Source organism: Nocardia mangyaensis (assembly GCF_001886715.1).
GTDB classification, from domain to species: Bacteria; Actinomycetota; Actinomycetes; order Mycobacteriales; family Mycobacteriaceae; genus Nocardia; species Nocardia mangyaensis.
On record NZ_CP018082.1, the window covers coordinates 5,538,419 to 5,563,037 of the forward strand.

Here is a 24,619-nt window from a genome sequence, read left to right on the forward strand (position 1 = left end):
AGAACGGGGGAACCGAATGACCGACCGACAGGCGCCGTGGACCGAGGACCAGGTCCGTGCTCTCGCGCCGGACGCGAGCTCGCTGGCTGCCGCACGCAAGCTGGCCGGTCGCTGGCGCGCGACCGGTGCCGCCGCGACGGCGGTATGGGGTCTGTGCCAGGGCAGCGGCGCCAAGCCGTATCAGACGGTCGTCGATCTGGCCGGGCCCGCGTACAAATGCTCGTGCCCGAGTCGCAAATTTCCCTGCAAACACGCCTTGTCGCTGCTGCTCGCCTGGTCGAGCGGCGCGGTGCCGCCGGAGGAGACACCGGCTGATTTCGCGGCGGAGTGGCTGGCCGGGCGCGCGGCGAAGGCGGCCGCGCCACCACAGGCCAAGACGTCGAACACGCCCTCGCCCGCGACCGTCGAGCAACGACGCGCCAGGGTCTCGGCCGGTCTCACCGAGCTGGAGGTCTGGCTCACCGACCAGATCCGGACCGGACTGGCCCAGACCGACCGTTCCTTCGCCGCCTTCGAGGCGATCGCGGCACGCATGGTCGATGCCCAGGCGCCCCGCATCGCCGAAGCCCTGCGCCGGCTGCCCGCCGCGGTGGTGACCACCGCGCACTGGCCCGAACTGCTGCTGCGCGAATACGCCCGCCTGCATCTGCTGGTGCTGGCTCACCGCACGCTCGATGCCCTGCCCGAACCGCTACAGGCGGGCATCAGAACCCAGGTGGGCTACCCGACGCAGGCCGAGGCGGTGCTCGCCGAACCCGCGGTGCGCGACCGCTGGCTGGTGCTCGGCATGCGCGTGAGCGAGGAGGAGCGGCTGCACACCCGACGCACCTGGCTGCGTGGACGCGGTACCGGCCGCTGGGCCGTGCTGATCGAACATTCCTTCGGCACACCGAATTTCACCGGCGAAGTGCCCGCACCGGGTAGCGAGGTCGACGCGGAGTTGCACTACTACCCCGGCCCCGCACCGCTGCGAGCACGGTGGGGTGTCCGCCACGGTGCGCCCGAACCGTTCACGACCGTGCCCACGACCGGCACCATCGACGCGGCGCTCGGGGAATACGCCGCCGCACTGAGCGACGATCCCTGGTTGCGGGCCTGGCCCGCGCTGCTCACCGAGGTGGTCCCGGTGCTCGACGAGCGCGGCTGGCAGCTCGTCGATGCCGAGGGCACCGCACTGCCGCTGCCCGCCGGGGTGCGACCGTGGCGGTTGATCGCCATCGCCGGCGGTCATCCAGTGACGGTCGCCGGGGAATGGCGAGCCGACGGTTTCGACCCCGTCTCGGTGTTCAGCGCCGGTGAGGTGAGCGACCTGGAGACCGAGTTCCCGACCGTGACCGTGGCGACTCCCGAACTGGCCGAACTGGTTTCGGTCGCCCTGCTCGGCACGGCGAGGCGCGGCATCGACAATGTGCACCTCCCCGCAGCAGTCGAGACCGCGGTGCCACAGCGGTCCGGTGAGCCGGCTGTCCGCCTGCTCGAGACCGCCGCCCTGCAGGACCTGTACCTGCGCGGTGGACGTCTCCCTGGCGCCGCGCCCAAACCTGAACCCGCCGTGGACGACCCCCGCCGTCCACTGCCCCGCCCCGCAGCCGACCGACTCAGCCGGCTCTTGTCGGACAAGTCACCCTTCCTTTCCGAATGGTTCTCTGCTGCAGCACCTTTCAACTTTCGCCTACCCGATGTGTCGTGTGTGCAAGCCCTGTCGGTCGCCGCCTCGGACACCAACCTGCGCCCGCACCTGCTCCGATTGGCGGGACGACGCGGCCGCTGGCTCGCGGCCCGCAACCCCGCGTGGGCCAGGCTGATCGACGAGTTCCCCGCCGACCGCCTCGGACAACCGAACACAGCCGGTCAGCCAGATCAACCGAGTGGGCACACACACGGTGCGAGCGACCTGCTCGAGGTGCCGGCGACCTCCGGCGACGTCGATCGTGGCGACCGCCCGTCGGGTGCCGTCCTCGCGCAGGAGATCTGGTTGTTCGGTACCGCCGGAGAACGCAAGGACTGGTTCGCCGAGGTGCGCCATACCGACCCGGCCGCCGCACTCGCCGCGCTCAGTTCGGCGTGGCCGAAGGAATCCGGGCCGATCAAGGCCGAACTGCTGGCGCTGCTCGCCGACGGGCTGAACTCGGCCGACGAGGCACTGTTGGAACGGGCACTCGACGATCGGCGCGGTGATGTACGACGCACGGCGGCGGGATTGTTGGCCAGGCTGCCCGGATCGGCGTTCGGACAGCGCATGGCGGCGCTGCTGACAGCGTGGGTTCGAGTCGGCGCGGACGGCACTCTGGACGTCGCCGTGCCGGTCGACGTCTCGGCGGCGGCTCGCCGAGACGGCATCACCGATGGCACCGACGCGCCGAAGATGCGCTGGAACACCACCGATTCGACCGTGCAGACCCTGTACCAGGTGATCACCGCGGCGCCGCTGTCGACGTGGACCACGATCGTGGGTACATCACCGAGCGCCACGGCGGCGACGGCGCTGTCGCTGACGCCGCCCGCGCGCTACGCCAAGGCGATCGTGGACGGCTGGGTCGATGCCACCCTCGCCGAGCGCGACACCAGCTGGGCCCGGGAACTCTTCGCGCACGCGACGCCCACCGAGCAGGCGATCCTGCGCCGCCGCGAACTGTTCACCCTGCTCGATACCGCCGACCGGATCGACCACGTCCTCGATCTCGACGCCCACCAGCTCACCGAACTGCAGGCGATCCTGCCCGGCCTCGACCACCCCTGGCCCGACCCGGTGGCCGACCACCTGGTCCGGCTGCTGAGCGAGCGCGCCCGGACCACCGCACGACTGCCCCACGCCGGCGCCGGCGCCTACGCCGACCGTGCCCTGCTCACCGCCGCGAGCGTCCACCTGCCTTCCGCCCTCGCACCACGCATCACCGCGCTGGCCGACACCACCGACGACCCCGCCTGGCACCAGGCCTTCCACCGACTCGCCCACGATCTCACCGACCGCGCCACCATGCTCGAGGAGCTGCGATGACCACCACCGAACCGGCAACCACCCTGCTGCGTCCCCATGCCGAACAGGCCTTCGCCGAGGAGCTGGCCGCGCTGGCTCGCGTCGACGACCGGCCGCGTCCGCCGTCCTGGAAGCTGTCGCCGTGGGCGGTGGTCACCTATGTCCTGGGCGGCACGCTCGACGACGGCACCGTGATCACGCCCAAGTACGTGGGGCCGCGCAGGCTCATGGAGGTCGCCGTCGCCACGCTGGCCACCGATCGCGCGCTGCTGCTGCTCGGCGTGCCCGGCACCGCGAAAACATGGGTTTCGGAACATCTTTCGGCAGCTGTCAGCGGTGAGTCGACGCTGCTGGTGCAGGGCACCTCCGGCACCGCGGAAGAAGCCATTCGCTACGGCTGGAACTACGCGCGGCTGCTCGCCGAAGGACCGAGCGACGCGGCGCTGGTCGCTTCCCCGGTGATGACCGCCATGCGGACCGGCGCGATCGCCCGGATCGAGGAACTCACCCGCATACCCTCCGATGTGCAGGACGCGCTGATCACCATCCTGTCCGAGAAGACCCTGCCCGTGCCCGAACTCGGCGCGGAAGTACAGGCGGCCAAGGGATTCAACGTGATCGCCACCGCCAACGATCGCGACCGCGGCGTGAACGACCTGTCCTCGGCGCTGCGCCGCCGCTTCAACACCGTGGTGCTGCCGCTGCCCGCCGACGAGGACTCCGAGGTCGCGATCGTCAGCAGGCGGGTCGAACAGCTCGGCGCCGCACTGGAACTGCCGAGCGTGCCCGCGGCCGCCGAAGAGGTGCGCCGGGTGGTGCGGGTGTTCCGCGAACTACGGTCCGGGATCACCGCCGACGGCCGCACCAAGCTCAAGTCGCCCTCCGGCACCCTGTCCACTGCCGAGGCGATCTCGGTGATCACCAATGGCCTCGCCCTCTCGGCGCACTTCGGTGACGGTGTGCTGCGCGCCTCCGACATCGCTGGTGCCGTCCTCGGTTCGGTGATCAAGGACCCGGTCGCCGACTCGGTGATCTGGACCGAGTACCTGGAAGCCGTGGTCCGCGAACGCCCCGACTGGGCCGACTTCTACCGCGCCTGCCGCGAGATCGCGGGCTGAGCCACAGCCGGCGGGGAGGACGGAACACACAGCGCACATGGAGTTTTCGATGAACGAATCAACGCCGGACAAAGCCGACACGGCAGCCTGTGTTCGCGCGGCAGCCGACACAGGCACGGCAGCCGATTCAGGTGCGACGGCCGGTTCAGGTGCCAGCGCGGCAGCACGCCCCGCCGCGGGTACCGCCGGCGCGACCGGGACTGCTGTCGACGCAGCCGGACGGTCTGATTCGGGAGTGGCCGCCATCGGCTCGGCTGATTCAGTGGTCGGCGCAGGTGAAGGTGCCGCCGCGACGAGGGTCTTCGGCATTCGTCACCACGGGCCCGGCTCGGCCCGCTCACTGCGCCACGCACTCGAGGAATTCCGACCTGATGCCATCCTCATCGAAGGGCCTGCCGATGCCGACCCGCTCGTCGGTTTCGTCGCCGCCGACACCATGGTCCCGCCGGTGGCACTTCTGGCCTATGTCCCGGATTCCCCGGCGCGCGCGGCCTTCTGGCCGTTCGCCACGTTCTCCCCCGAGTGGCAGGCCATGCGCTACGGCGCCGAACACGCGGTACCGGTCCGCTTCTGCGACCTCCCCGCCGCCACCGTCCTCGCCGTCGACGACGAATCCCGCGGCGACCGCACCGACCCCCTCGGCACCCTCGCCGCGGCCGCGGGCTATGACGACGCCGAACGCTGGTGGGACGCCGTCGTCGAATCCGTCCCCGACAGCACCGCTTTCGACGCCATCACCGAGGCGATGACCGCCCTGCGCGAGGACGCTCCCCACCCGTCGATGGCGCAACCGGACGCCGTCGGCAAACCGAAGAAGACCTCGGCAGACCCCTCGTCGCGCCCGAATGACACGACATCGATCGACCACACGGCACGGCGCGAACCAGACACGCAGCCGGTGTGGAGCGCGCATCCCGCTGACACGCGACCGAGCACTGCCACCACCTCGGACCCGCACGAAGCAAGCGAAACCGTCCGGGCAGCAACAGAATCCGATGCCTCGAGTGCACCTCGTGACGACACCGGCACGGCCCTCGTCGTCGATGAGCACACCTTGCGGCGTGAGGCCCACATGCGGCAGGTGATGCGGCAGGTGCTCAAAGGCGGTGCCAAGCGGCTCGCCGTGGTGTGCGGGGCGTGGCATGCCCCCGCGCTGGTCGGGCCGCTGGGACCGGCCGCACCGGACGCACGACTGCTCAAGGGGTTGCCGAAGACGAAGGCGGCGCTGACCTGGGTGCCGTGGACGCATTCGCGGCTGGCGGCGGGGTCGGGATACGGGGCAGGCGTCACCTCGCCGGGCTGGTATCACCACCTGTTCACCGAGACCGATCGGCCGGTGGCGCGGTGGCTCACCAAGGTCGCCGGGGTCTTGCGGGCTCACGATCTGCCGGTGTCGAGCGCGCACATCATCGAGGCCGTGCGGCTGTCCGACACCCTGGCCGCGCTGCGGGGCAGGCCGCTGGCGGGATTGTCGGAGGTCACCGAGGCCGTGCGGTCGGTGATGTGCGGCGGGGACGAGACCATGCTGCGGCTGGTCATCGACGAACTGGTCGTCGGCGAGACGCTCGGCGCGGTCCCCGCGGACACCCCGACCGTGCCGCTGGCCGCCGACCTACGGGCCCGGAGCAAGACACTGCGGCTCAAGCAAGAGGCCCTCGCCCGCACCATCGACCTCGACCTGCGCAAGGAGCGCGACGTCGAACGCTCGCATCTGCTGCACCGCCTTCGACTACTCGGGATCGGCTGGGGCACGCCGGCCACCGGGGAGGTCCGCAACACCGGCACCTTCCGCGAGACATGGGCCCTGCGCTGGGAACCGGAATTCGAGGTCCGCATCGTCGAGGCCGCCGTGTGGGGGACAACGCTGCGCACCGCCGCCGAGGCGAAGATCCTCGATACCGCGAGCCGCGAGGACATCTCGGTCGCCGCGCTCGCCGATGCCCTCGAACTGGCCCTGCTCGCCGATCTCGGCGGCGCCACCAACGGCCTGATCACCCGGCTCGAGGCCGCCGCCGCTCTCGATCACGACGTCACCCACCTGCTCGGCGCGCTCCCCGGCCTGACCCGCACCCTGCGCTACGGCGATGTCCGCGGTACCGACACCAAGGCGCTCGCCCACGTGGCCGACGGACTGCTCGTGCGGATCTGCGCGGGCCTGCCCGGCGCAGTCACCGGCCTCGACGCCGATGCCGCCGAGGCACTTCGCGCCCAGATCGACGCCGCGCACACCGCGATCAGCACCCGCGACGACGAACACACGAGCACCGAATGGTTGGCGACCTTGCAGCGCATCGCCGACCGCGACGACGTACACGGTGCGATCGGCGGCCGCGCGGTACGCCTGCTCTGCGACGCCGAACGCATCGACGACGCCGACTCCGCCCGTCGCCTCGCCGCTGCCCTGTCCATCGGCAACACTCCCGCCGCCAAGGCCGCCTGGATCGACGGGTTCCTCGGCGGCCGTGGCCTGCTCCTCGTCCACGACCGAGAACTGTTGCGCCGCATCGACGCCTGGCTGCGTGACCTCGCCGAGGACCAATTCGTCGCCACCCTCCCCCTGCTACGCCGAACCTTCGGCTCCTTCGAATCCGGCGAGCGCCGCGCCATCGGCCAGGCCCTGCGCGACACCGGATCAGCACCGGCCACCCCGCCCGCACCGACCGCCGTCGATCCCACCCGTGGCCACCTCGCTCTGCGCGCAGCCACCGCCATCCTGGGTGCCGCCGGATGACCTCGCCACCTACTCTGCGCAGGTCATCGATGGCGTTCCCGTCGTCGCGATCGGGAGACATCCGCGCTGCGACCACCGATTCGCCAAACGCCGCACCGGCCGACCATCGCGGCGGTGCCGGATCACCCGAGACACGGCAACCGACCACCCGCGCGACACCACCTCGCCGGGCGACGCCACCGAGACCAACGGTTCACCGAGTTCTGGCAGCGGCGCCCGCACCGGCCGGGCCATGTCCGGCCCAGCAGACCCGGCCGCCGAGCTCGTTCACCCGGCCCCGCCAGCGCGATGACCAGGAGCACACGTCATGACCGAGATCGACGAGACCCGTTCGCGCCGTTGGCGGCTGGTGCTCGGGACCGCCGCCGAGGAGCAACTCGGCGGACTGTCCTCGGGCGCCGATCAGGCGATGGACCAGGCGCTCGCGGCGCTGTACAACACCGGGGAGGCCGACGGATCGACGAAAAGGTCGGGCGGGCTGGGTGGTTCGGCGCCACGGGTCGCGCGTTGGCTCGGCGACATCCGCACCTACTTCCCCACGACCGTGGTGGAGGTGATGCAGCGCGACGCCGTCCAGCGGCTCAACCTGACCCAACTGCTGCTGGAACCGGAGCTACTGGAATCGGTGGAACCCGATGTGCACCTGGTGGGCACCCTGCTCGGCCTGAACCGGGTGATGCCGGAGACCACCAAGGCCACCGCGCGGATGGTGGTCGAGAAGGTGGTACGCGAGATCGAGCAGCGCATCGCCGCCAAGACCGTCGCCGCCGTCTCGGGGGCGATCAACCGCGCTGCGCGCACGCACCGACCGAAACTGCGCGACGTCGATTTCAACCGCACCATCCGCAAGAACCTGGCCAACTATCTGCCCGAACACCGCACCGTGGTGCCCGAGCGGCTCGTCGGCTATGGACGCAAGGCGCAGTCGATCCAGCGCGATGTGGTGCTGGCCATCGACCAATCCGGCTCGATGGCGGCCAGCGTCGTCTACGCCTCGGTGTTCGGCGCGGTGCTGGCGTCGATGCGCTCGCTGAAGACCTCGCTGGTCGTGTTCGACACCGAGATCGTCGACCTCACCGATCAGCTCAGCGACCCGGTGGAGGTGTTGTTCGGCACCCAGCTCGGCGGCGGCACCGACATCAATCGCGCCATCGCCTACGCACAGTCGCTGATCACCCGGCCCACCGACAGCCTGTTCGTACTCATCTCCGATCTGTACGAGGGCGGCGTGCGCACCGAGATGCTGCGGCGATGCCATGCGATGAAGGAGGCGGGCGTGCAGGTGGTGGTGCTGCTCGCCCTGTCCGACGAGGGCGCACCCGCCTACGACCACGACAACGCCGCCGCGCTGGCAGCCCTCGGCATCCCCGCCTTCGCCTGCACTCCGGACAAATTCCCGGACCTGCTGGCCACCGCGCTCGACCGCGGTGACATCACCCGCTGGGCCGACACGAACGCCCCTGCGGTGTAAGGCGCCACCCAGACCCCGGCTGGTGGGCCGGGGCACCACGGGCCTACAGATCCGCGATGGCCGCCAACGGTGGTGTTCGCGCGGCACGCACACCTGGCCACACCGCCGCAAGCACACCCACCACACCCGAGGCGATCAGCACCGACACCAACTGGGTCCACGGGATGGTGATCTGGTCGATGCCCATGTCGCGCAGGGTGCGCAGGAAGCCGACGCCGAGGGCGATGCCGAGAATCAGGCCGACGATGGCGCCGAAGATGGCGATCAGCATCGATTCCAGGTAGATGGTGCGGCGTACCTGGGAGCGCTGGGTGCCGACGGCGCGCAGCATGCCGATCTCGCGGCGGCGTTCGACCACCGACAGGGCGAGGGTGTTGATGATGCCGAGCACCGCGATCACCACGGCCAGGGCGAGCAGGCCGTAGAGGATGGCGAGCAGGGTGTTGATCTGCTGGCCCTGCGCGCCCTTGAACTCCTCGTGGTCCTGCACCTGCACCACCACGAACGGTTCGGTGGCCTTCTCCAGATCCGCCCGCATCGCCGTGAGATCGGCTCCCGGTGCGGCCTTGACCAGCACGAAGATATTGGTGCGCAAACTCTGTGGCATCAACTGCTCATAGACGCTCGGATCAACGACCATCGGGCCCAACAACGGTGAATCGGCGTAGATGCCACCGACCGTCAGCTCGAGTTCCTTGCCGTCGAGACTGGTGATGGCGACCGCGTCGCCCATCGTCCAGCCGCGATCGGCCGCCTCGGTCTCGCCGACGAGCACACCGCGTTCGCCCAGCGTGCTGGAGCCCTCGAGCATGGTGATGTCCATGACCGGGTCGATCGGGCCGTCCGGGGAGGTGGCCCCGATCTGGTCGTCGCCGACCTTGAAGCCGACGAACCGGACCCCGGTGACCTCGCTGACGCCCGGCACCTGCGTGCGCACCGCGTCGACCGCGCCGATCGGCGCGCCGATCATCTGCGGACCCGCGAGCACGTATTCGGCCTTCACCCCCTTGTCGATGAGCACGCCCACACTGGTTTTCGCCGAGGCGCCGAGGATGCCGATCGCCGAGACCAGCATCAGCCCCAAGGTGAGCGCGAAGGCGGTGGCGGCGGTGCGGCGCGGATTGCGCACCGCGTTGTTGCGAGCCATCTGCCCGATCGCACCGAAGGGCTTGGTGAGCACCCCGAGCACGATCACCATCGGCCGCGACAGCGCGGGCGCGGCCAGCAGCACGGCCAGGATCAACCCGAGCGCACCGAGACCGACGGTCACCGCCGAGCCCTTGCCCGTGCCCTGCGCGCCGAGGTACACCAGCACGCCACCGGCGACGGCGAGCACCGCGCCGGCGATCGTCCGCACTCGCAACGAGTCACCGGCACTGGCGAATTCGGACCGCATGGCCTCCACCGGCGGCACCTTCGCCGCCCGACGAGCCGGCGCGTAGGCGCTGGCCACGGTGACGATCAGCCCCACGAGCAGCGCGACGATCGCGGTGCGCGGCAGCACCGTCAGCGAACCGGTGGGCAGGCCAAGGTCGAAGGCGTTGAGCGCCGCCGACAACCCGAATGCCAAGCCGATGCCCGCGGCCAGGCCCAGCGCACTGCCGATCACGCCGATCACGATCGCCTCGCCGACCACCGAGCGACCGACCTGCCGGCGACTGGCGCCGATCGCGCGCAGCAGCGCCAGTTCACGCAGCCGCTGGGCCACGATCATCGAGAAGGTGTTGTAGATGATGAACGTGCCGACGATCAGCGCGATGGCGCCGAAGGCGAGCAGGAAGTAGTTGATGAAGGTGAGCGCCTCGGAGACCTCGCGCTTCATGTCCTCGCGGACCTCGTCGGCGTTCTGCACCTTGTAGTTGGGCAGTCCGGCGGCGAGTTGGTCGCGCAGGTCGTCGGCGGCGACGCCGGGCGCGGCGGCGATGTCGGCGTAGGCGACATGCGAGCCGTCGGTGAACAACTCGCGGCCCTGCGGTTCGGTGAACATCACCGCCAGCACGCCACCACCGTCGGTGCCGGGCATCTCGTAGATGCCGGTCAGGGTCACGTCGAACGGTTCGCCCTTGGACGGGATCAAGACCTTCGTCGTGTCGCCCACCTGCAGTCCGGCGCGTTCGGCGCCACCGGTGTTGAGCGCGATCTGGCCCGACTCGGTCGGCGCCTGGCCCGCGACGAAGGTCTCCGGGTCCTCGACCGATTTCTCCGGCGGCAGATAGGACACACCGAAACTCGGCGCACCGCCGGTCTGCACGGCCTTCTTGCCCTCGGGATCGAGCAGCACCACCGGACCGTTCACGGCAGGCGCGACCCGGTCGACGCCCTCGGCCTTGGCGAGCGCGTCGACGATGTTGTTGGGCACGCCGAGCGAACGCTGGTCCTTCGGACCGACCCGCACGTCGACGCCCTGGGCCTGGCCTTCGAAGATCCCGTCGAAGGTGCGCTGCAGGGTGTCGGTGAAGACGAACGACCCGGAGATGAAGGCGGTGCCGAGCACCACCGAGAGCAGGGTCAGGGCAAGACGCACCTTGTGCGCGGCGAGATTGCGCAGGGCCACCTTGCGCATCGGATTACGCCCGCCCGTCACCCGACCGCCGCCCCTCATCGAACCGCTTCGCGATGCTGTGTTCACTTGTTTTCCAGTGCCTTCATCCGGTCGAGAATCGAATCCTGGGTCGGATCGCGCAACTCGTCGACGATGCGGCCGTCGGCGAGGAACACGACGCGGTCGGAGTAGGCGGCCGCGCGCGGGTCGTGGGTGACGATGACCACGGTCTGGCCGAACTCGTCGACCGAGGCGCGCAGGATCGACAGCACCTCGCCCGAGGAGTGCGAGTCAAGGTTGCCGGTGGGTTCGTCGCCGAAGATGATCTCCGGCTTGCCCACCAGCGCGCGGGCACAGGCGACGCGCTGCTGCTGACCACCCGACAACTCGCTGGGCCGGTGGTCGAGACGATCACCGAGGCCGAGGCGCTTGACCACCGTGTCGAGCCACTCCTGGTCGGCCTTGCGGCCCGCGATGTCGAGCGGGAGGGTGATGTTCTCCAGCGCGGTGAGCGTCGGGACCAGGTTGAACGCCTGGAAGACGAACCCGATCCGGTCGCGGCGCAGCGCGGTCATCTGTTTGTCCGACAGCCCGGTCAGCGCGGTGTCACCGATGCGGACCTCGCCCGCGCTGGCACTGTCGAGTCCGGCCAGGCAGTGCATGAGCGTCGACTTGCCCGATCCGGAGGGGCCCATGATGGCGGTGAACTCGCCCTTGGCGAAGTCGGCCGACACCCCGTCGAGGGCTTTGACCTGCGTGTCTCCCGATCCGTACAGCTTGACCAGGTCTTGTGCGGCGGCCGCGATCTCGGTGGCGGTCGCCGCGTCGACGTCCTCGGTGCCCATGGCGTGCGAAGTCATGGTGTCCAGTCTGGCGGGCCGTGCCGACCCGCGCCATCCGGGATTCCCCCGATACCTACCTGATGACCCAGTCGAAGGCCCCGGCCTTGGAGCGTGCGCCCTCGGCGGTCCGGGAGCGATTCGGTTCGCTCAGGTCGGTGAGCAGTTCCTCGGTCAGGCCGACCAGGCTGGCCAGCGCGGCCGGGGTGAACCAGTCGGGGCGGGTGGCGAAGGCGATGTCCTCGGAGGCGGTGTTGCCGCTGGCGCCGGGTGCGAACGGGCAGCCGCCGAGGCCGCCGAGGGCGCCGTCGACCATGCCCGCGCCTGCGGCGACGGCGGCCAGGGTGTTGGCCACGCCCATCCCCCAGGTGTCGTGGCCGTGGAAGACGATGCGGCGTGCCGGGGTGCTCTCGCGCACGGCGGTGACCAGGGCGCTCACCTGACCGGGATGGGCCTGGCCGAGGGTGTCGGCCAGGACGATGTCGGTGGCGCCCTCGGTGCGCGGGTCGCGGGCGATGGCGAGCACGCGCTGTGGGTCGACCGGACCGTCGAACGGGCAGGTGAAGCTGGTGGCCAGACACAGCTGGATCGCGCCGCCCACCTCCTGCGCCAGCCGGATCGCGTCGGGCATCGCGGCCACCGAGGTGTCGGTGTCGCGGCCGATATTGGCCTTGTTGTGGGCGTCGGACACCGAGAAGCAGTACTGGAAATTCCGCGCGCCAGCCGCTGCGGCCTTCTCGACATGACGTGGCATGGCCACCCAGACCCAGCATTTCGCCAGCTCGTCGGGGGTCAGTGCCGCGATGAGCTCGAGTGAGTTGGCCATCGGCGGCACCAGATCCGGGCGCGCCATCGAACCGATCTCCAGCGCCGGAACCCCGGCGGCCAGCAGCCGCCGGACCACGTCGACCTTCTGTTCGGTCGGCAGCACCTTGCCGGTGAGCTGCAAACCGTCGCGCAGGGTCACATCGCGCAGCAGGGCGGTCATCGCCGCTCCGGCTCCTGGGCGAGCACGCACATCACCCCGCCGCACAGCTTGTCGCCCACGCTCGCCGGGGTCGGGTGCACGGTGGGACGCACATGGCCCGGCCCGCGTGGTTCCCACTTGCTGCGGACCGGCGGGCGTCGCCTGCCGTGTACTCGCCTCGTCATGATGCCTCCAGCGCGTCGATCTCGTCGTCACTCATCCCGAGCAGCCCGCCGAGCACCTCTCGGGTGTGCTCGCCGAGGTCGGGGCCGACATTGCGGATCGGCAGCGACTCGCCCCCGATCACCGGGACGATGCCGGGAAAACCCACCTGTTTGGGTTCGGCCTCGCCCACGTCGACGGGGAACGACTGGATCATATTGCGTGCGCGGTACTGCTCGTCGGCCACGATGTCGGCGGCGGTGTAGATCGGGCCGCACGGGATGGCGGCGTCGTCGAGTAATTTCAGTGCCTCGTCGCGGGTGTGCTGAATCGACCATTCCGCGATGGCGGCGTCGAGACGCTCGCGGTGGCGCCAGCGTCCGGCGTTGTCGGCCAGCTCCGGGTCGGCGGCCAGGTCGGGACGGGCGATGACCTGCATGTATCGCCCGAAGATCGCGTCACCGTTGCCGCCGATGATGATGCTGTAGCCGTCGCTGGTCGGGTAGGCGTTGCTGGGCGCGATGCCCTCCATCCGCCCGCCGACCCGCTCGCGGTTGATGCCGTAGGCGAGGTGGTCCGGCACCAGCGATTCCATCACCGACAGGATCGATTCGTTGAGCGCCACATCGATGATCCGCTCCACCTGCGGCACCGGCCCGCTGACCCGTTCCCGCTGGAACAGCGCCATGACGGTGCCGAACGCGGCGTAGATCCCCGCGATCGAATCACCGATCGACACCCCCACCCGCACCGGCGGCCGATCCGGGTCGCCGACCAGCTCACGCAGGCCGCCCACCGCCTCGGCGACCGCGGCGAACCCCGGTCGCGCCGACATCGGCCCGGTCTGGCCGTAGGCGGAGATGCGGGTGATCACCAGATCCGGATTCACCTGCTCGAGCGCCTCCGGCCCGAGGCCCCACTTCTCCAGCATGCCCGGCCGGAAATTCTCCAGCAGCACGTCACAGCGCGCCACCAGATCCAGCACGATCGCCCGACCCGCCTCGGTCCGCAGATCCAGCACGATCGATTTCTTGTTGCGGTTGACGGTGCGATACAGCATCGAGGTATCGCCCCCGTACAACCGCCAATTCCGTAACTCGTCGCCCGTTCCGGGGCGTTCCACCTTGATCACCTCGGCGCCGAAGTCGCCCAGAATACGTCCGGCAGTGGGAGCGGCAACATAGTTGCCGAGTTCCAGGACGCGCACTCCGTCCAGCGGCCGAATACTCATGAGCTCAGTATGGCGGCCGACCCCGTGGACCCGGTGTCGCCCCTCGGGCGCTCGTCCGCCGAGCAACTCCACTTCCTCCACGAACGAGCGCCGCTCCGGCCATCCCCGCGACTCAGCCGAGGTTCTCGCGCAGGTAGGCGAGGTCGTCGGCGACACCACCGACGGGGGTCTCCAAGATCACCGGGGCATCGGCGGTGCGGCAGACCTCGGCCAGCAGCTGTGGGTCGATGGTGCCGTCGGCGAAGTTGGCGTGCCGGTCGGCGCCGGAATCGAACTCGTCGCGCGAGGAGTTCAGGTGCACCAGGTCGATACGGCCGGTGATGGCCTTGATCCGCTCGACCACTCCGACGAGTTCCTCCCCGCCCGCCCACGCGTGGCAGGTGTCCAGACAGAACCCGGCCCCGTACCCGCCGACCGCGTCCCAGAGCCGGGCGATGGCATCGAAGTGCCGCGCCATCGCGTGATTGCCGCCCGCGGTGTTCTCGATCAGGATCGGCACGGCGAACCCACCCTTGTCCTGCTGGCGTTCGAACAGCTTGCGCCAGTTGTCGACTCCGGTGTCGAGCTCGGCGTCGGAGCGCACGTGCCCGCCGTGCACGACCAGACCGAACGCGCCGAGTTCGGCGGCGGCCTCGGCCTGCTGGGCGACCGCATTGCGCGAGGGCATCCGCAGCCGGTTGTTCAGGCTGGCCACGTTGATCTGGTAGGAGGAGTGCACGACCACGTCGATCGGACTGGCCAGGATCTCGGCCGCCCTGGGGTGCGGCTGGGGTTTGTCCCAGCTCTGCGGATCGACCACGAACATCTGGATGACCTCGGCGCCGAGCTGCTCGGCGAACCCGATCGGATCGCCCTCGTCGCGAACGTGTGCTCCAATGCGCATACCGTCACCATAATCCGCCGCACCGACAGGATCGACGAATGTTGCACCCAGGGAGCTCCGGGAGATACATCGGTAGGATTTCGACGGGTGCTCTGCCCTGGAGGGGGTGACTTCGCGTGTTGCGCAAAGGCGACGTGTTCGCCGGGTACACGATCCGGCGTGTGCTCGGTCGGGGCGGCATGGGCGTGGTCTACCTGGCCAGGCACCCGCGATTGCCCCGGTTGACCGCGTTGAAACTGCTCAGCCGCGAGCTGACCGCCGATCAGGAGAGCTGCCGTCGTTTCGAGCGCGAGGCCGATCTGGTCGCCCAGCTCGAGCACCCCAACATCGTCAATGTCTACGACCGCGGCACCGACGAGGGCCAGCTGTGGATCTCCATGCAGTTCGTGGCGGGTACCGATGTCGCGACCGCGGATGTGAACGTGCTGACGCCGGGCCGGGCGGTGCAGATCCTCGCCGAGACCGCCACCGGGCTGGATTTCGCGCATGCCAGCGGTGTCCTGCACCGTGACGTGAAGCCGGCCAACATCCTGCTCGCGAAGCCGCCGATCGGGCGCCCGGAACGGGTGGTGCTCACCGACTTCGGGATCGCGGCCGTCCGCGACAGCGAGACCACGCTGGCCTCGGCGGGTTCGATCACCGCCACCCTCGCCTACGCCGCGCCCGAGCACCTCACCGGTGCCCCGCTGGACCATCGCGCCGACCAGTACTCCCTGGCCTGCACGCTGTTCTGGATGCTGACCGGCTCGGTGCCCTTCCCCGGACCCAGCCCGGCCACCGTCATCCAGGCACACCTGAGCAAGCCGGTGCCGCCGCTGCGCAGCCTGCGCCCCGACCTGCCCCCGACGCTGGACGCGGTGCTGGCCAGGGCCACCGCCAAGCACCCCGACGGGCGATTTGCCAGTTGCGCGGAGTTCGCCGCGGCCGCCAAGGCCGCGCTGCTCGCGGTTCCGGGCCCGTGGCACCACGAGCAGCCGACGGCGTCCGGTGTCGTGTTGCGCGCTCGCGAGCCCTACGCCCGGCCGTCGACGCCGCCGCAGGGTTATCCGCGCACCCCGCCGGCCACCCCCGCGCAGCCGCACCCACACCCACCGCGCCCCACCACCGGCGGAACGCCGATCCCTTCGCGGCGCGGCACACCACGTCCGGGGATCATCGATTTCCCCGGTGGCCGCAACCATCCCGGCTATATCGTGCCGCCCCAACAGCGACGACCACCGTGATCGCGGTGGGCTGTTCGCCCGTCCAGCAGGCAGCCGTCCGTAGCCCCGACGACTGCTAAGGTTTCGTAGATTTTCCCGTGGCGGGCCACCCGGCCGCGGCTTTTCATGCTGTACGCGCGTGCGCTGGTGGGTCCCGGCGCTCCGCGGGAAGTGGAGCAGACATGCTGGCCAACGGAGATGTCTTCGCAGGCTACGTCATCGAACGCCAACTCGGCCGTGGTGGCATGGGTTCGGTCTATCTCGCCAAGCATCCTCGCCTACCGCGGATGACCGCGCTGAAGCTGCTCAATCGCGAGATGTTCTTCGATCAGGAGGTGCGGGCACGGTTCGAACGGGAGGCGGATCTGGTCTCGCGCCTGGATCACCCGAACATCGTCACCGTCTACGACCGCGGCCTCGACGACGAACAACTGTGGATCTCCATGCAGTTCATCGATGGGATCGACGCCGCCTCGGTGGACCCACAGACGCTACCGCCCGCCCGCGCGCTGCAGATCGTCAAGGAAACCGCCGACGCGCTGGACTACGCGCACGGCATGGGTGTGCTGCACCGCGACGTGAAACCGGCCAACATCCTGCTCGCCCGCTCGGGCGCCGGTCGCGGCGAACGGGTCTACCTCACCGACTTCGGCATCGCCCGACTGCGCGATGACACCGGCCATCTCACCCAGACCGGCACCTTCACCGCGACCCTGGCCTATGCCTCGCCCGAACAGCTCACCGGCGCCTCACTCGATCACCGTTCCGATCAGTATTCGCTGGCCTGCACGCTGTTCTGGCTGTTCACCGGGGCGGGTCCGTTCACCGCGACCAATCCGGCCGCCGTCATCCAAGGCCACCTGCAGCAACCGCCGCCGGCGCTGAGCAGTGTGCGGCCGGGCTTGCCGTATGCCCTCGACGCCGTGCTGGCCAAGGCGATGGCCAAGCGTCCCGACGACCGCTTCGACACCTGTTCGGATTTCGCGAGCGCCGCGATCGCCGCGCTGAACAATCCGAGCACGCCGGGCCTGCCGCTGGCCGGACCCCGGCCCGGCACCGGCGGTGCGATGCCGATCACGGGCGGTCCGCGACCGACCACCGGTGGCGCGATCCCGCAGACCGGTTCGCCGTATCCCCTTGCGGCACAGGGTCCGATGACCGGTGGTCCGATGGGCACCGCCGGGCCGATGGGGCGCTCGGGCCCGATGACCGGTGGTCCGATGACCGCCAACCAGACACCCTCCCCGTCGACCGGTGGCGCGCCGACGCAGAACCCGTACACCCAGCAGTCCCGGCCGCAGTACCCCGCACCGCCCACCCCGCCGCGGCCGCCCGTGCCCGCACCGTATGGCCAGTACGCGCAGGGGCCGCGCCCGCCGTCGAAGTCCAATACCGGGATGATCCTCGGCATCGTCGGCGCCGTGGTCCTGGTGATCGTCCTGCTGATCGCCATCGGCATCGCGACCAGCGGTGACAATTCCGGCGGTGACACCACCACCACGACACCGTCGACGAGCGCGGCGGCCGTCCAGGTCACCCCCGACGCCGACGCGATCAGCGCGGCGTTCGGCCGGATGGTGCCCGCCGACACCGACGGCGAGACCGGCTACAACAGCGCCAAGTGCTGGGAGACCGACACCGGCTACACCCCCTCGGCCAACCGCGGCGACCCCGATTTCGGTGCCTGGGTCTGGCAGTGGCGGTGCTACGACGGCGGCGGTGGCTCCGGCGACGACCCGTTCTACCGGTTCTATGTCTACAACTCCGCCGCCGACGTGCAGGCGGTGATCGACGGGCTGCCCACCAATATCAAGTCCGTCGACACCAACGGCGGTAAGCAGTACACCAACTACAAGTACACCGACAACGGGAACAAGATCATCACCGTGTTCACCGGTGAGCCCGACCGCGCCCAGTTCCTGATGTTCACCGATGGCTACGGTGACGCCGACGACGTGCTGCGCTGGTGGCGCTCGGCACCGCTGAACTGACCCGATGATCGACGAGGGCGGTGTCTTCGCCGGGTACACCATCGAGCGGCTGCTCGGCCGTGGCGGCATGGGCTCGGTGTATCTGGCGCGTCACCCCCGGCTGCCCCGGCGCACCGCGATGAAGCTGCTGAACCGGGAGTTGTTCTTCGACACCGAGATCCGGGCCAGGTTCGAGCGCGAGGCCGATCTGGTGGCGCGGCTCGAGCATCCGAACATCGTCACCGTCTACGACCGCGGGGTCGACAACGATCAGCTGTGGATCTCGATGCGCTACATCGATGGTTCCGACGCGTCCTCGCTGCCCGCCCCGGTCGAGCCCGCGCGGGCGGTGCGTATCGTCGCCGAAACCGGCGCGGCACTGGACTTCGCGCACAGCCGGGGTGTGCTGCACCGCGACGTGAAACCGGCCAACATCCTGATCGAGCCGGTCGAGGGCGGCGAGCGGGTCTACCTCACCGACTTCGGCATCGCCCGCCTGCACGACGACAGGTCCGCCAAGCTCACCCAGACCGGAACCTTCACCGCCACCCTGGCTTTCGCCTCCCCCGAACAGCTCTCGGGCGTTGCCCTCGACGGCCGTGCCGACCAGTACTCCCTGGCTTGTACCCTCTACCGATTGCTCACCGGCACAACACCGTTCGAGGCGCCCAACCCGGTCGCGGTGATCCAGGGCCACCTACAACAGGCACCACCCCGCGCCAGCACCGCTCGCCCCGGACTCCCGGCCGCGCTGGACGCGGTCCTGGCCAGAGCCATGGCAAAACACCCACAAGACCGCTTCGGCTCCTGCGCCGAGTTCGCCGCCGCAGCAGCCCATGCCCTCACCGATTCCGCTCCACCGCATTCATTTCCGGGCACACCGGCGACCATGACCTACCCACCGAACTCGCCCTACACGCCCGCGCCCGGCTACCCGATGGCAGGCATGGCGCCGTTCGGCCCCGAGCCGGCGGGAAACCCATCGTGGCCCCTGCGCAATGCCTCGGCAGCCACGCCGCCCGAACGCACCTCCCGCTGGCAGGCCTCACCGGTGGCGTGGGCCGCGTTCATCCTGCTGCTCGGACTCGTCGGCTGGCTGATCGTCAACCAGTTCACCGGCCCCGCGGAGGGTTCGTCGGCGCAGGGCGGCCAGGAATCCAGTGCGGTACCTACAACATCCGCCGCGCAGCCACCGTCGACCACCACCACCGTGCCGACGACCGACCGGCAGACCATCGGCGCCCGTGCCGCGAAGCTCAGCGATCAGTTCCCGCGCATGCTGCCGCACACCACGGCCGACACCCTGGTGCACGCGGGGTCGGGGCTGGGCGGTGCGGGCTGCTTCGCCTATGACCGCGCCACCGCCAACCGTGATCCCGAGGACGCCGGCATGGGCGACTGGCTGGTCATGTGGCGCTGTTTCGGCGGCGGCAACAGGGCCACCTACGAGTTCTTCCTCTACCCGTCGGCCGATGCGGCGACGCTGGCGATCTCGGGCCTGCCCGCCAACGACGAGCGCCCGGCCGTGCACAACGGCCGCGACTACACGAATTTCGTCCTGCACAACAGCCAGACCAGGTCCCCCCGCATGGTCACCCGCTTCGATGCCGACCCCGCCCGCGCCGCCATGCTCATGCACAGCCGCGGCTTCATCGCCACCGAAGACCAGCTGTTCGACTGGTGGCACGCCGCGCCCCTCGACTAGGCACACCAGGCGGATTCGGACAACGAACAGGCCCCGTGTCACCAACGGCCGAGCAGCGAACGCATCAGAGCCTGGTGATCAATGATCCAGGTCAGGGGACAGGGTGTGGTGGACGAAGTCGCGCACCGGCTCGAAGCCGATCGCCTGGTAGATCTTGTTCGAGGTGGGGTTGGCGAGGTCGGTGAACAGGCAGGCATCGGCGCCCTCCGCGCGGATCTCGGCCGCGACGGTGGCGGTGAGCGCGCTCGCGAAACCGTTGCCGCGCAGGCCCGGCGGCGTGTAGACCGGGCCGATCCTGGCCCAGCCGAGGACCGCGGCCTGCCGGGCGACGAGGGTGACCGGCGTACCGGCGTGTTCCCACAGCCACCACCACCCGCTCTCGACCCGCCTGCGCACCGCCGTCTCGTCCAGACGCAGCGGCGCTCCGCTCTCCGCCGCGAACGCCCGGACCAGCTCGAGACAGACAACGACATCGTCCCCGGTGGCCCGGCGAGCCGCCCCCGCGACCGCGGGCACGTGCAGCTCCCCCGCAGCCGTGGGTACCCCCAGCGAGCCCTCGGCCCCTGGCCTTTGTGGCGCAGTCCTGGCTGCTGGCACGCGCAGTTCGCCGAGCCGGAACAGGCGCGTCGAGTATCTCCGGCGATAGCTGCCGCCACCGACCTTCGACCAGTGCGCGGCGAAGGCATCGGCGTCCGCGACAGCGCCTTCCACGCTGCGCAAGGCCACACCATCGGCCACGAACGCGTCGGCGACGGCCGACACGCTGTCCGCGGGAAGCTCGCCCAGGTACACCGAGCCCTGGGTGCACATCGCCATGCCGACGGTCTCGCCGTCGCGGACCGTCAGCAAGCGCGTCGCCATCGCGCCGGAACGCCCCTCGGCCTGGTTCACGGCGGTCGTGGCGATCACCGTATGACGCAGGGGGTCCCCGCGCAGCAGCGCTCGGGCCTCGGCGAGGAACCGGGCGGCGTCACTGGTGATGTCGATGCGCACGGCATCGACGGTAAGCGCTCACAGCCAGGGACGCAGCGGGTTTTCCGGTGCCTCAGGTCGTTTCGCGCGCTTCCCGATCGGTGCGCAGCTTCAGCAGGATCAGACCCGCCGTGCAGGCCAGGATCAGCCCGGCGACCGTGATCTCCACGTGCAGGCCCGCGATCCCGAGCCCGGCGCCGACGAGTCCGCCGACGAAGAACAACCAGCCCATCACCCGCGCGACCACCGCGAAAGCGCGATTGTCCGGCGGGGTCGACAGTGCGTGCTGGAATTGTGCCGCGGTGGCCGAATCGAGGTTCGCCGTCACGGTTTCCAGCCGGGGTGTCGAATAAGCTCCCATCAGATTCTCCTCATGACGCCGATCAGATTCTTGTATCGCGCACACCTCGCGCGTCAGGGTTCGTTCCGGGCGTCTCATGCGTAACTTTGCTCACACACGCTACGACTCGGCGACGCTCAGTGCGCGCGACACGTCCCCATGACACGCTGAAGAGATCAATCCGATATCTGACCCATGAGCATTTAAAATGCGCTCTTTCGCCGGTCCTGCACTACTGTGAGGCGACTCGAAGCCGACGAGGAGTAGCAGGCGATGGATGAAGGCAGGGCCAAGATCATAGGTCCGGCAGTCGCTGCCGGCGCGGTGTCGCTCGGACTGATCGTCATCGGTGCGTGCGGTGTCGGCCAGCAGGAGGTGTACGTACCGCCGCCGCCACTGAGCGCCGATCTGGCCGTGGCGCCGAGCCGGCTCCCCGAAGAGCCCACCGCGACCACCTACCGCATCGAGATCCCGCCCTCACCGACCTGGCGGGTCGCGCCGTACATGCCGCCGCGGAAACCGTTCAGCCTCAGCTCCACCGAGACCACCCCGAAGCCACCGGCCGAGGACGACGACAGCACCGAGTCGAGGCCGCCCGAGGCCGCGGCCGAACCGCGGACACCCGAGACCACCGACGACTCGACGACTGACCCGGAGCCGGAACCGGAACCCGCCGCCGCCGAGCCGCCGACCACGACGTCGCCCGCCCGTACCACCACGCGCCCCGGCCCGACCCGCACCGTCACTCCCCCGCGCATTGGTCCGCCGGTCGAGGAGGTCGACGAGTTCGAGGCGACCGAGGACCCGAGCTATCCACCCACCCACGCCTACGACCGGCTGAGCACCACCGCGCAGCCCACCGCGACCACGCCGACCGCCGACCGCCCCTCCACCGTCCAGACCCCGACGACCACGGCACCGACCGCCACCGAGCCGACCCGCTGATCCGGCATCGCCGCACGGGTCGATCGACACAGACGACCCACGGACACGATGATGGCGCGCACCCCGAGGGGCACGCGCCATCGCCGACACCGTCCTACAGCTCCGGCAGGTCGTAGCCGCCCACCCGATCGGCCAGTACCCGACGGTGCTCGAGGGCCCCGCCGAGGGTCTGTCCGATCGCGGTCAGCCGGGCGACGTAGTGGCTCACCGGATACTCCGCGGTGACGCCGATGCCGCCGTGCATCTGGATCGCCTCCTGCCCGATGTGCTCGGCCGACTTGCCGACCTGCAGTCGCGCCCGTGAGGCCACCACCGGATCGTTGCCGCCATCGGCCAGCGCCGCGGTGGCGAACAGGCTCATGCTGCGGGCCAGTTCCAGCGAGACGTAGCAGTCGGCCGCGCGCTGGGTCAGCGTCTGGAACTTCGACAGCGTCACGCCGAACTGCTTGCGGGTCTTCAGGTATTCCGTGGTCAGCGTGAGCGCCACCTCCATCGCCCCCACCGATTCCGCGCACAGCGCCGCCTGCGCGTACCCCTGGACGAGCGCGATCGGCTCGGCGGCGTCGACGGTGTCGCCGAGCAACGCGGCGGTGGCGCCGTCGAAATCGAACTGCGCGCCCCGGCGACCGTCGAAGGTGCGGTAGGTACGCCGGTGCACACCGGCCTGGTCCGGATCGACCAGCAACAGTCCCACACCGCCGCCGGGCAGCACCGCGCTGACGATCAGCTCGTCGGCCACATCGCCGTGCAGCACCGGATTCTTCACGCCCGTCAGCGTGTAGCCGTCGCCGTCGGCCGTCGCCGTGGTGGTCAGCTCGGTCGAGGGCCAGCGCTGGCCCGGCTCGTTGTGCGCGAAGGCGAGCAGGGTCGTGCCCGCCGCCAGGGCGGGCAGCAGACGTTGCTTCTGCTCCGCGCTGCCGGTCAGCTTCAGCAGCTCGGCCGGGATCACCACCGCGTCGAGCACCGGTTCCGGGGCGAGGGCGCGGCCCAGTTCCTCTTGGACCAGCATCACCTCGACCGGGCCCGCGCCGACGCCGCCGTCGTCCTCGGGAATGGTCAGGCCGAGCACGCCCAGATCGGCGAGCTGCTTCCAGACCGTGCGGTTCCAGCCCGGGTCGGTCTCGCCCGCCTTGGCCAATGCCTCGCCGTCGTAGAAGCGGTGCAGCAGCTCGCGCACGGTGTCGCGCAGCATCGTCTGTTCGTCGGTCAGTGCCAGATCCATGTCAACGCCTCACAATCCGAGGATCGTGGAGGAAATGATCGAGCGCTGGACCTCGCTCGAGCCTCCGTAGATGGTCACCTTGCGGTAGTTCAGGTAGCCGGGGCCGGTGTGCTGGGCCCAGCCGGGCGAGGCGATGCCGTCGGCGTCGACCGGCAGCGCGTCGGGGCCCGCGATCTCGAGCAGCAGTTCGGTGGCCGCCTGCTGCAGCTCCGAGCCGCGCAGCTTGAGCACCGAGGAGGCCGGATTCGGCTTGCCGTCCACGGAATTGGAGACCACGCGCAGCTGGGTCAGCTCCAGGGCGAGCAATTCGTTCTCCAGTTCGGCCACCCGCGCGGCGAACACCGGGTCCTCGAGCAGGGTGCCGTGCCCGGTCCTGGTTCCGCGCGCGTAGTCCTTGGCCAGGCCGATCTTGACCTTGGTCTTGCCGATGCCGGTGATGGAGGTGCGTTCGTTGCCGAGCAGGAACTTCGCGTAGGTCCAGCCCTGGTTCTCCTCGCCGACGAGCTGGTCGGCGGGCACCCGGACGTTCTCGAAGAAGACCTCGTTCACCTCGTAGCTGCCGTCGATCAGCTTGATCGGGCGCATGGTGACACCGGGGGTCTTCACGTCGAAGAGCAGGAAGGAGATGCCCGCCTGCTTCTTCGGCGCGTTCGGGTCGGTGCGCACCAGACAGAAGATCCAGTCGGCGTACTGGCCGAGGGTGGTCCAGATCTTCTGGCCGTTGACGATGTAGGAGTCGCCGTCGCGCACGGCGGTGGTGCGCAGCGAGGCCAGATCCGACCCCGCGTCGGGCTCGGAAAAGCCCTGACACCACCAGATGTCGAGCGCGGCGGTGGGCGGGAGGAACCGCTGCTTGAGTTCCTCGGAACCGAATTGCGCGATCACCGGGCCGACCATGGAGGCGTTGAAGGTGAGCGGTTCGGGGACCGAGGCCAGCTGCATCTCGTCGAGCCAGAGGTGACGCTGCATCGGCGTCCAGTCCTTGCCGCCCCAGGCAGGCGGCCAGTTCGGCACGGCGAGGCCGTTGTCGTTGAGGATCTTGTTCGCGGTGACGATGTCGTCGCGGGACAGTTCGTGGCCGTATTTCACGCGGTCACGGATCTCGACCGGGATCTCGGTGCGATAGAAGTGCCGGAGCTCGTCGCGGAAGGAGAGCTCTTCAGGGGACAGGGCTAACTTCATACGGGTCTCCCAGCGATGTCTAGTAGCCGTCGTCAGCAACCTACCCCTCGGTAAACCGCAGTGTCGACTACATCACACTCGCCGGGCCGGGTGGGACCGGCGCCAGCTCGGCGACCCGGTCGACGACCTGGTACGTTGCCAAAAGCGAGCCGGGTGACCG

At 69.8% G+C, this 24,619-nt stretch carries 18 protein-coding genes; 8 read left to right on the forward strand and 10 right to left on the reverse strand.

Going from position 1 to position 24,619, the window contains the following annotated elements:
• The first annotated feature begins 16 nt into the window (after positions 1 to 16).
• From BOX37_RS25150 to BOX37_RS25170, 4 genes are all read left to right on the forward strand, one after another.
• Positions 17 to 2,998 (forward strand): SWIM zinc finger family protein, encoded by a 2,982-nt coding sequence (locus BOX37_RS25150; RefSeq protein ID WP_071929786.1) that lies wholly within the window; start codon positions 17 to 19, stop codon positions 2,996 to 2,998.
• A complete protein-coding gene (locus tag BOX37_RS25155; protein WP_071929787.1) occupies positions 2,995 to 4,095 on the forward strand; it encodes an ATP-binding protein in 1,101 nt (366 codons plus the stop codon). The genes BOX37_RS25150 and BOX37_RS25155 overlap by 4 nt, the downstream gene beginning before the upstream one ends.
• Before the next feature lie 235 nt (positions 4,096 to 4,330).
• On the forward strand, positions 4,331 to 6,826 hold the full coding sequence (locus BOX37_RS25160; RefSeq protein WP_240505044.1) for a DUF5682 family protein: 2,496 nt from the start codon (positions 4,331 to 4,333) through the stop codon (positions 6,824 to 6,826).
• Positions 6,827 to 7,133: 307 nt separating this feature from the next.
• Complete coding sequence (locus tag BOX37_RS25170; RefSeq protein ID WP_071929789.1) at positions 7,134 to 8,297, forward strand: VWA domain-containing protein; 1,164 nt, start codon at positions 7,134 to 7,136, stop codon at positions 8,295 to 8,297.
• A gap of 43 nt (positions 8,298 to 8,340) precedes the next feature.
• Here the strand turns inward: BOX37_RS25170 and BOX37_RS25175 are convergent, their stop codons facing one another.
• From BOX37_RS25175 to BOX37_RS25195, 6 genes are all read right to left on the reverse strand, one after another.
• Complete coding sequence (locus tag BOX37_RS25175) at positions 8,341 to 10,860, reverse strand: ABC transporter permease (protein ID WP_071931867.1); 2,520 nt, start codon at positions 10,858 to 10,860, stop codon at positions 8,341 to 8,343.
• Positions 10,861 to 10,922: 62 nt separating this feature from the next.
• On the reverse strand, positions 10,923 to 11,699 hold the full coding sequence (locus BOX37_RS25180; RefSeq protein WP_240505045.1) for an ABC transporter ATP-binding protein: 777 nt from the start codon (positions 11,697 to 11,699) through the stop codon (positions 10,923 to 10,925).
• Positions 11,700 to 11,754: 55 nt separating this feature from the next.
• Positions 11,755 to 12,666 carry a beta/alpha barrel domain-containing protein gene (locus tag BOX37_RS25185; protein WP_071929790.1) on the reverse strand — a complete coding sequence of 304 codons (912 nt, stop codon included), beginning with the start codon at positions 12,664 to 12,666 and terminating at the stop codon, positions 11,755 to 11,757.
• Positions 12,663 to 12,830: a hypothetical protein gene (locus BOX37_RS34335; protein WP_156910533.1), complete on the reverse strand. Its 168-nt coding sequence runs from the start codon at positions 12,828 to 12,830 to the stop codon at positions 12,663 to 12,665. Before BOX37_RS34335 ends, BOX37_RS25185 begins: the two co-directional genes overlap by 4 nt.
• A complete protein-coding gene (locus BOX37_RS25190) occupies positions 12,827 to 14,038 on the reverse strand; it encodes a CaiB/BaiF CoA transferase family protein (protein WP_071929791.1) in 1,212 nt (403 codons plus the stop codon). The genes BOX37_RS34335 and BOX37_RS25190 overlap by 4 nt, the downstream gene beginning before the upstream one ends.
• Before the next feature lie 112 nt (positions 14,039 to 14,150).
• Positions 14,151 to 14,921, reverse strand: coding sequence for a deoxyribonuclease IV (locus BOX37_RS25195; RefSeq protein ID WP_071929792.1), 771 nt, complete (start codon positions 14,919 to 14,921; stop codon positions 14,151 to 14,153).
• 116 nt (positions 14,922 to 15,037) lie between these two features.
• Between BOX37_RS25195 and BOX37_RS25200 the strand changes: the two genes are divergently transcribed.
• The 3 genes from BOX37_RS25200 (at position 15,038) to BOX37_RS25210 (ending at position 19,798) form a co-directional block, all read left to right on the forward strand.
• Positions 15,038 to 16,144 (forward strand): protein kinase domain-containing protein, encoded by a 1,107-nt coding sequence (locus tag BOX37_RS25200; RefSeq protein ID WP_084760083.1) that lies wholly within the window; start codon positions 15,038 to 15,040, stop codon positions 16,142 to 16,144.
• A 161-nt stretch (positions 16,145 to 16,305) separates the two neighbouring features.
• Positions 16,306 to 18,114: a serine/threonine-protein kinase gene (locus tag BOX37_RS25205; protein ID WP_071929793.1), complete on the forward strand. Its 1,809-nt coding sequence runs from the start codon at positions 16,306 to 16,308 to the stop codon at positions 18,112 to 18,114.
• A gap of 4 nt (positions 18,115 to 18,118) precedes the next feature.
• Positions 18,119 to 19,798: a serine/threonine-protein kinase gene (locus BOX37_RS25210; protein ID WP_071929794.1), complete on the forward strand. Its 1,680-nt coding sequence runs from the start codon at positions 18,119 to 18,121 to the stop codon at positions 19,796 to 19,798.
• 78 nt (positions 19,799 to 19,876) lie between these two features.
• Here the strand turns inward: BOX37_RS25210 and BOX37_RS25215 are convergent, their stop codons facing one another.
• A complete protein-coding gene (locus BOX37_RS25215) occupies positions 19,877 to 20,791 on the reverse strand; it encodes a GNAT family N-acetyltransferase (protein ID WP_071929795.1) in 915 nt (304 codons plus the stop codon).
• Between the two features lie 52 nt (positions 20,792 to 20,843).
• Positions 20,844 to 21,131 (reverse strand): hypothetical protein, encoded by a 288-nt coding sequence (locus BOX37_RS25220; protein ID WP_156910534.1) that lies wholly within the window; start codon positions 21,129 to 21,131, stop codon positions 20,844 to 20,846.
• Between the two features lie 252 nt (positions 21,132 to 21,383).
• Here BOX37_RS25220 and BOX37_RS25225 point away from each other — a divergent pair, with 252 nt between their 5' ends.
• Positions 21,384 to 22,055, forward strand: coding sequence for a hypothetical protein (locus BOX37_RS25225; protein ID WP_071929797.1), 672 nt, complete (start codon positions 21,384 to 21,386; stop codon positions 22,053 to 22,055).
• A gap of 94 nt (positions 22,056 to 22,149) precedes the next feature.
• Here BOX37_RS25225 and BOX37_RS25230 read toward each other — a convergent pair whose 3' ends face one another.
• Both BOX37_RS25230 and BOX37_RS25235 read right to left on the reverse strand, forming a co-directional pair.
• On the reverse strand, positions 22,150 to 23,277 hold the full coding sequence (locus BOX37_RS25230) for an acyl-CoA dehydrogenase family protein (RefSeq protein WP_071929798.1): 1,128 nt from the start codon (positions 23,275 to 23,277) through the stop codon (positions 22,150 to 22,152).
• Between the two features lie 9 nt (positions 23,278 to 23,286).
• Positions 23,287 to 24,459, reverse strand: a complete 1,173-nt coding sequence (locus BOX37_RS25235; RefSeq protein WP_071929799.1) for an acyl-CoA dehydrogenase family protein — start codon at positions 24,457 to 24,459, stop codon at positions 23,287 to 23,289.
• Between the last annotated feature and the right edge of the window lie 160 nt (positions 24,460 to 24,619).

Excerpts from the sequence above, each read along its gene's own strand:
- BOX37_RS25150 (WP_071929786.1), top strand. The coding sequence starts at position 17 with ATGACCGACCGACAGGCGCCGTGGACCGAGGACCAGGTCCGTGCTCTC.
- BOX37_RS25155 (WP_071929787.1), top strand. The coding sequence starts at position 2,995 with ATGACCACCACCGAACCGGCAACCACCCTGCTGCGTCCCCATGCCGAA.
- BOX37_RS25170 (WP_071929789.1), top strand. The coding sequence starts at position 7,134 with ATGACCGAGATCGACGAGACCCGTTCGCGCCGTTGGCGGCTGGTGCTC.
- BOX37_RS25175 (WP_071931867.1), bottom strand. The coding sequence starts at position 10,860 with ATGCGCAAGGTGGCCCTGCGCAATCTCGCCGCGCACAAGGTGCGTCTT.
- BOX37_RS25180 (WP_240505045.1), bottom strand. The coding sequence starts at position 11,699 with ATGACTTCGCACGCCATGGGCACCGAGGACGTCGACGCGGCGACCGCC.
- BOX37_RS25185 (WP_071929790.1), bottom strand. The coding sequence starts at position 12,666 with ATGACCGCCCTGCTGCGCGATGTGACCCTGCGCGACGGTTTGCAGCTC.
- BOX37_RS34335 (WP_156910533.1), bottom strand. The coding sequence starts at position 12,830 with ATGACGAGGCGAGTACACGGCAGGCGACGCCCGCCGGTCCGCAGCAAG.
- BOX37_RS25190 (WP_071929791.1), bottom strand. The coding sequence starts at position 14,038 with ATGAGTATTCGGCCGCTGGACGGAGTGCGCGTCCTGGAACTCGGCAAC.
- BOX37_RS25195 (WP_071929792.1), bottom strand. The coding sequence starts at position 14,921 with ATGCGCATTGGAGCACACGTTCGCGACGAGGGCGATCCGATCGGGTTC.
- BOX37_RS25205 (WP_071929793.1), top strand. The coding sequence starts at position 16,306 with ATGCTGGCCAACGGAGATGTCTTCGCAGGCTACGTCATCGAACGCCAA.
- BOX37_RS25210 (WP_071929794.1), top strand. The coding sequence starts at position 18,119 with ATGATCGACGAGGGCGGTGTCTTCGCCGGGTACACCATCGAGCGGCTG.
- BOX37_RS25220 (WP_156910534.1), bottom strand. The coding sequence starts at position 21,131 with ATGGGAGCTTATTCGACACCCCGGCTGGAAACCGTGACGGCGAACCTC.
- BOX37_RS25225 (WP_071929797.1), top strand. The coding sequence starts at position 21,384 with ATGGATGAAGGCAGGGCCAAGATCATAGGTCCGGCAGTCGCTGCCGGC.
- BOX37_RS25230 (WP_071929798.1), bottom strand. The coding sequence starts at position 23,277 with ATGGATCTGGCACTGACCGACGAACAGACGATGCTGCGCGACACCGTG.
- BOX37_RS25235 (WP_071929799.1), bottom strand. The coding sequence starts at position 24,459 with ATGAAGTTAGCCCTGTCCCCTGAAGAGCTCTCCTTCCGCGACGAGCTC.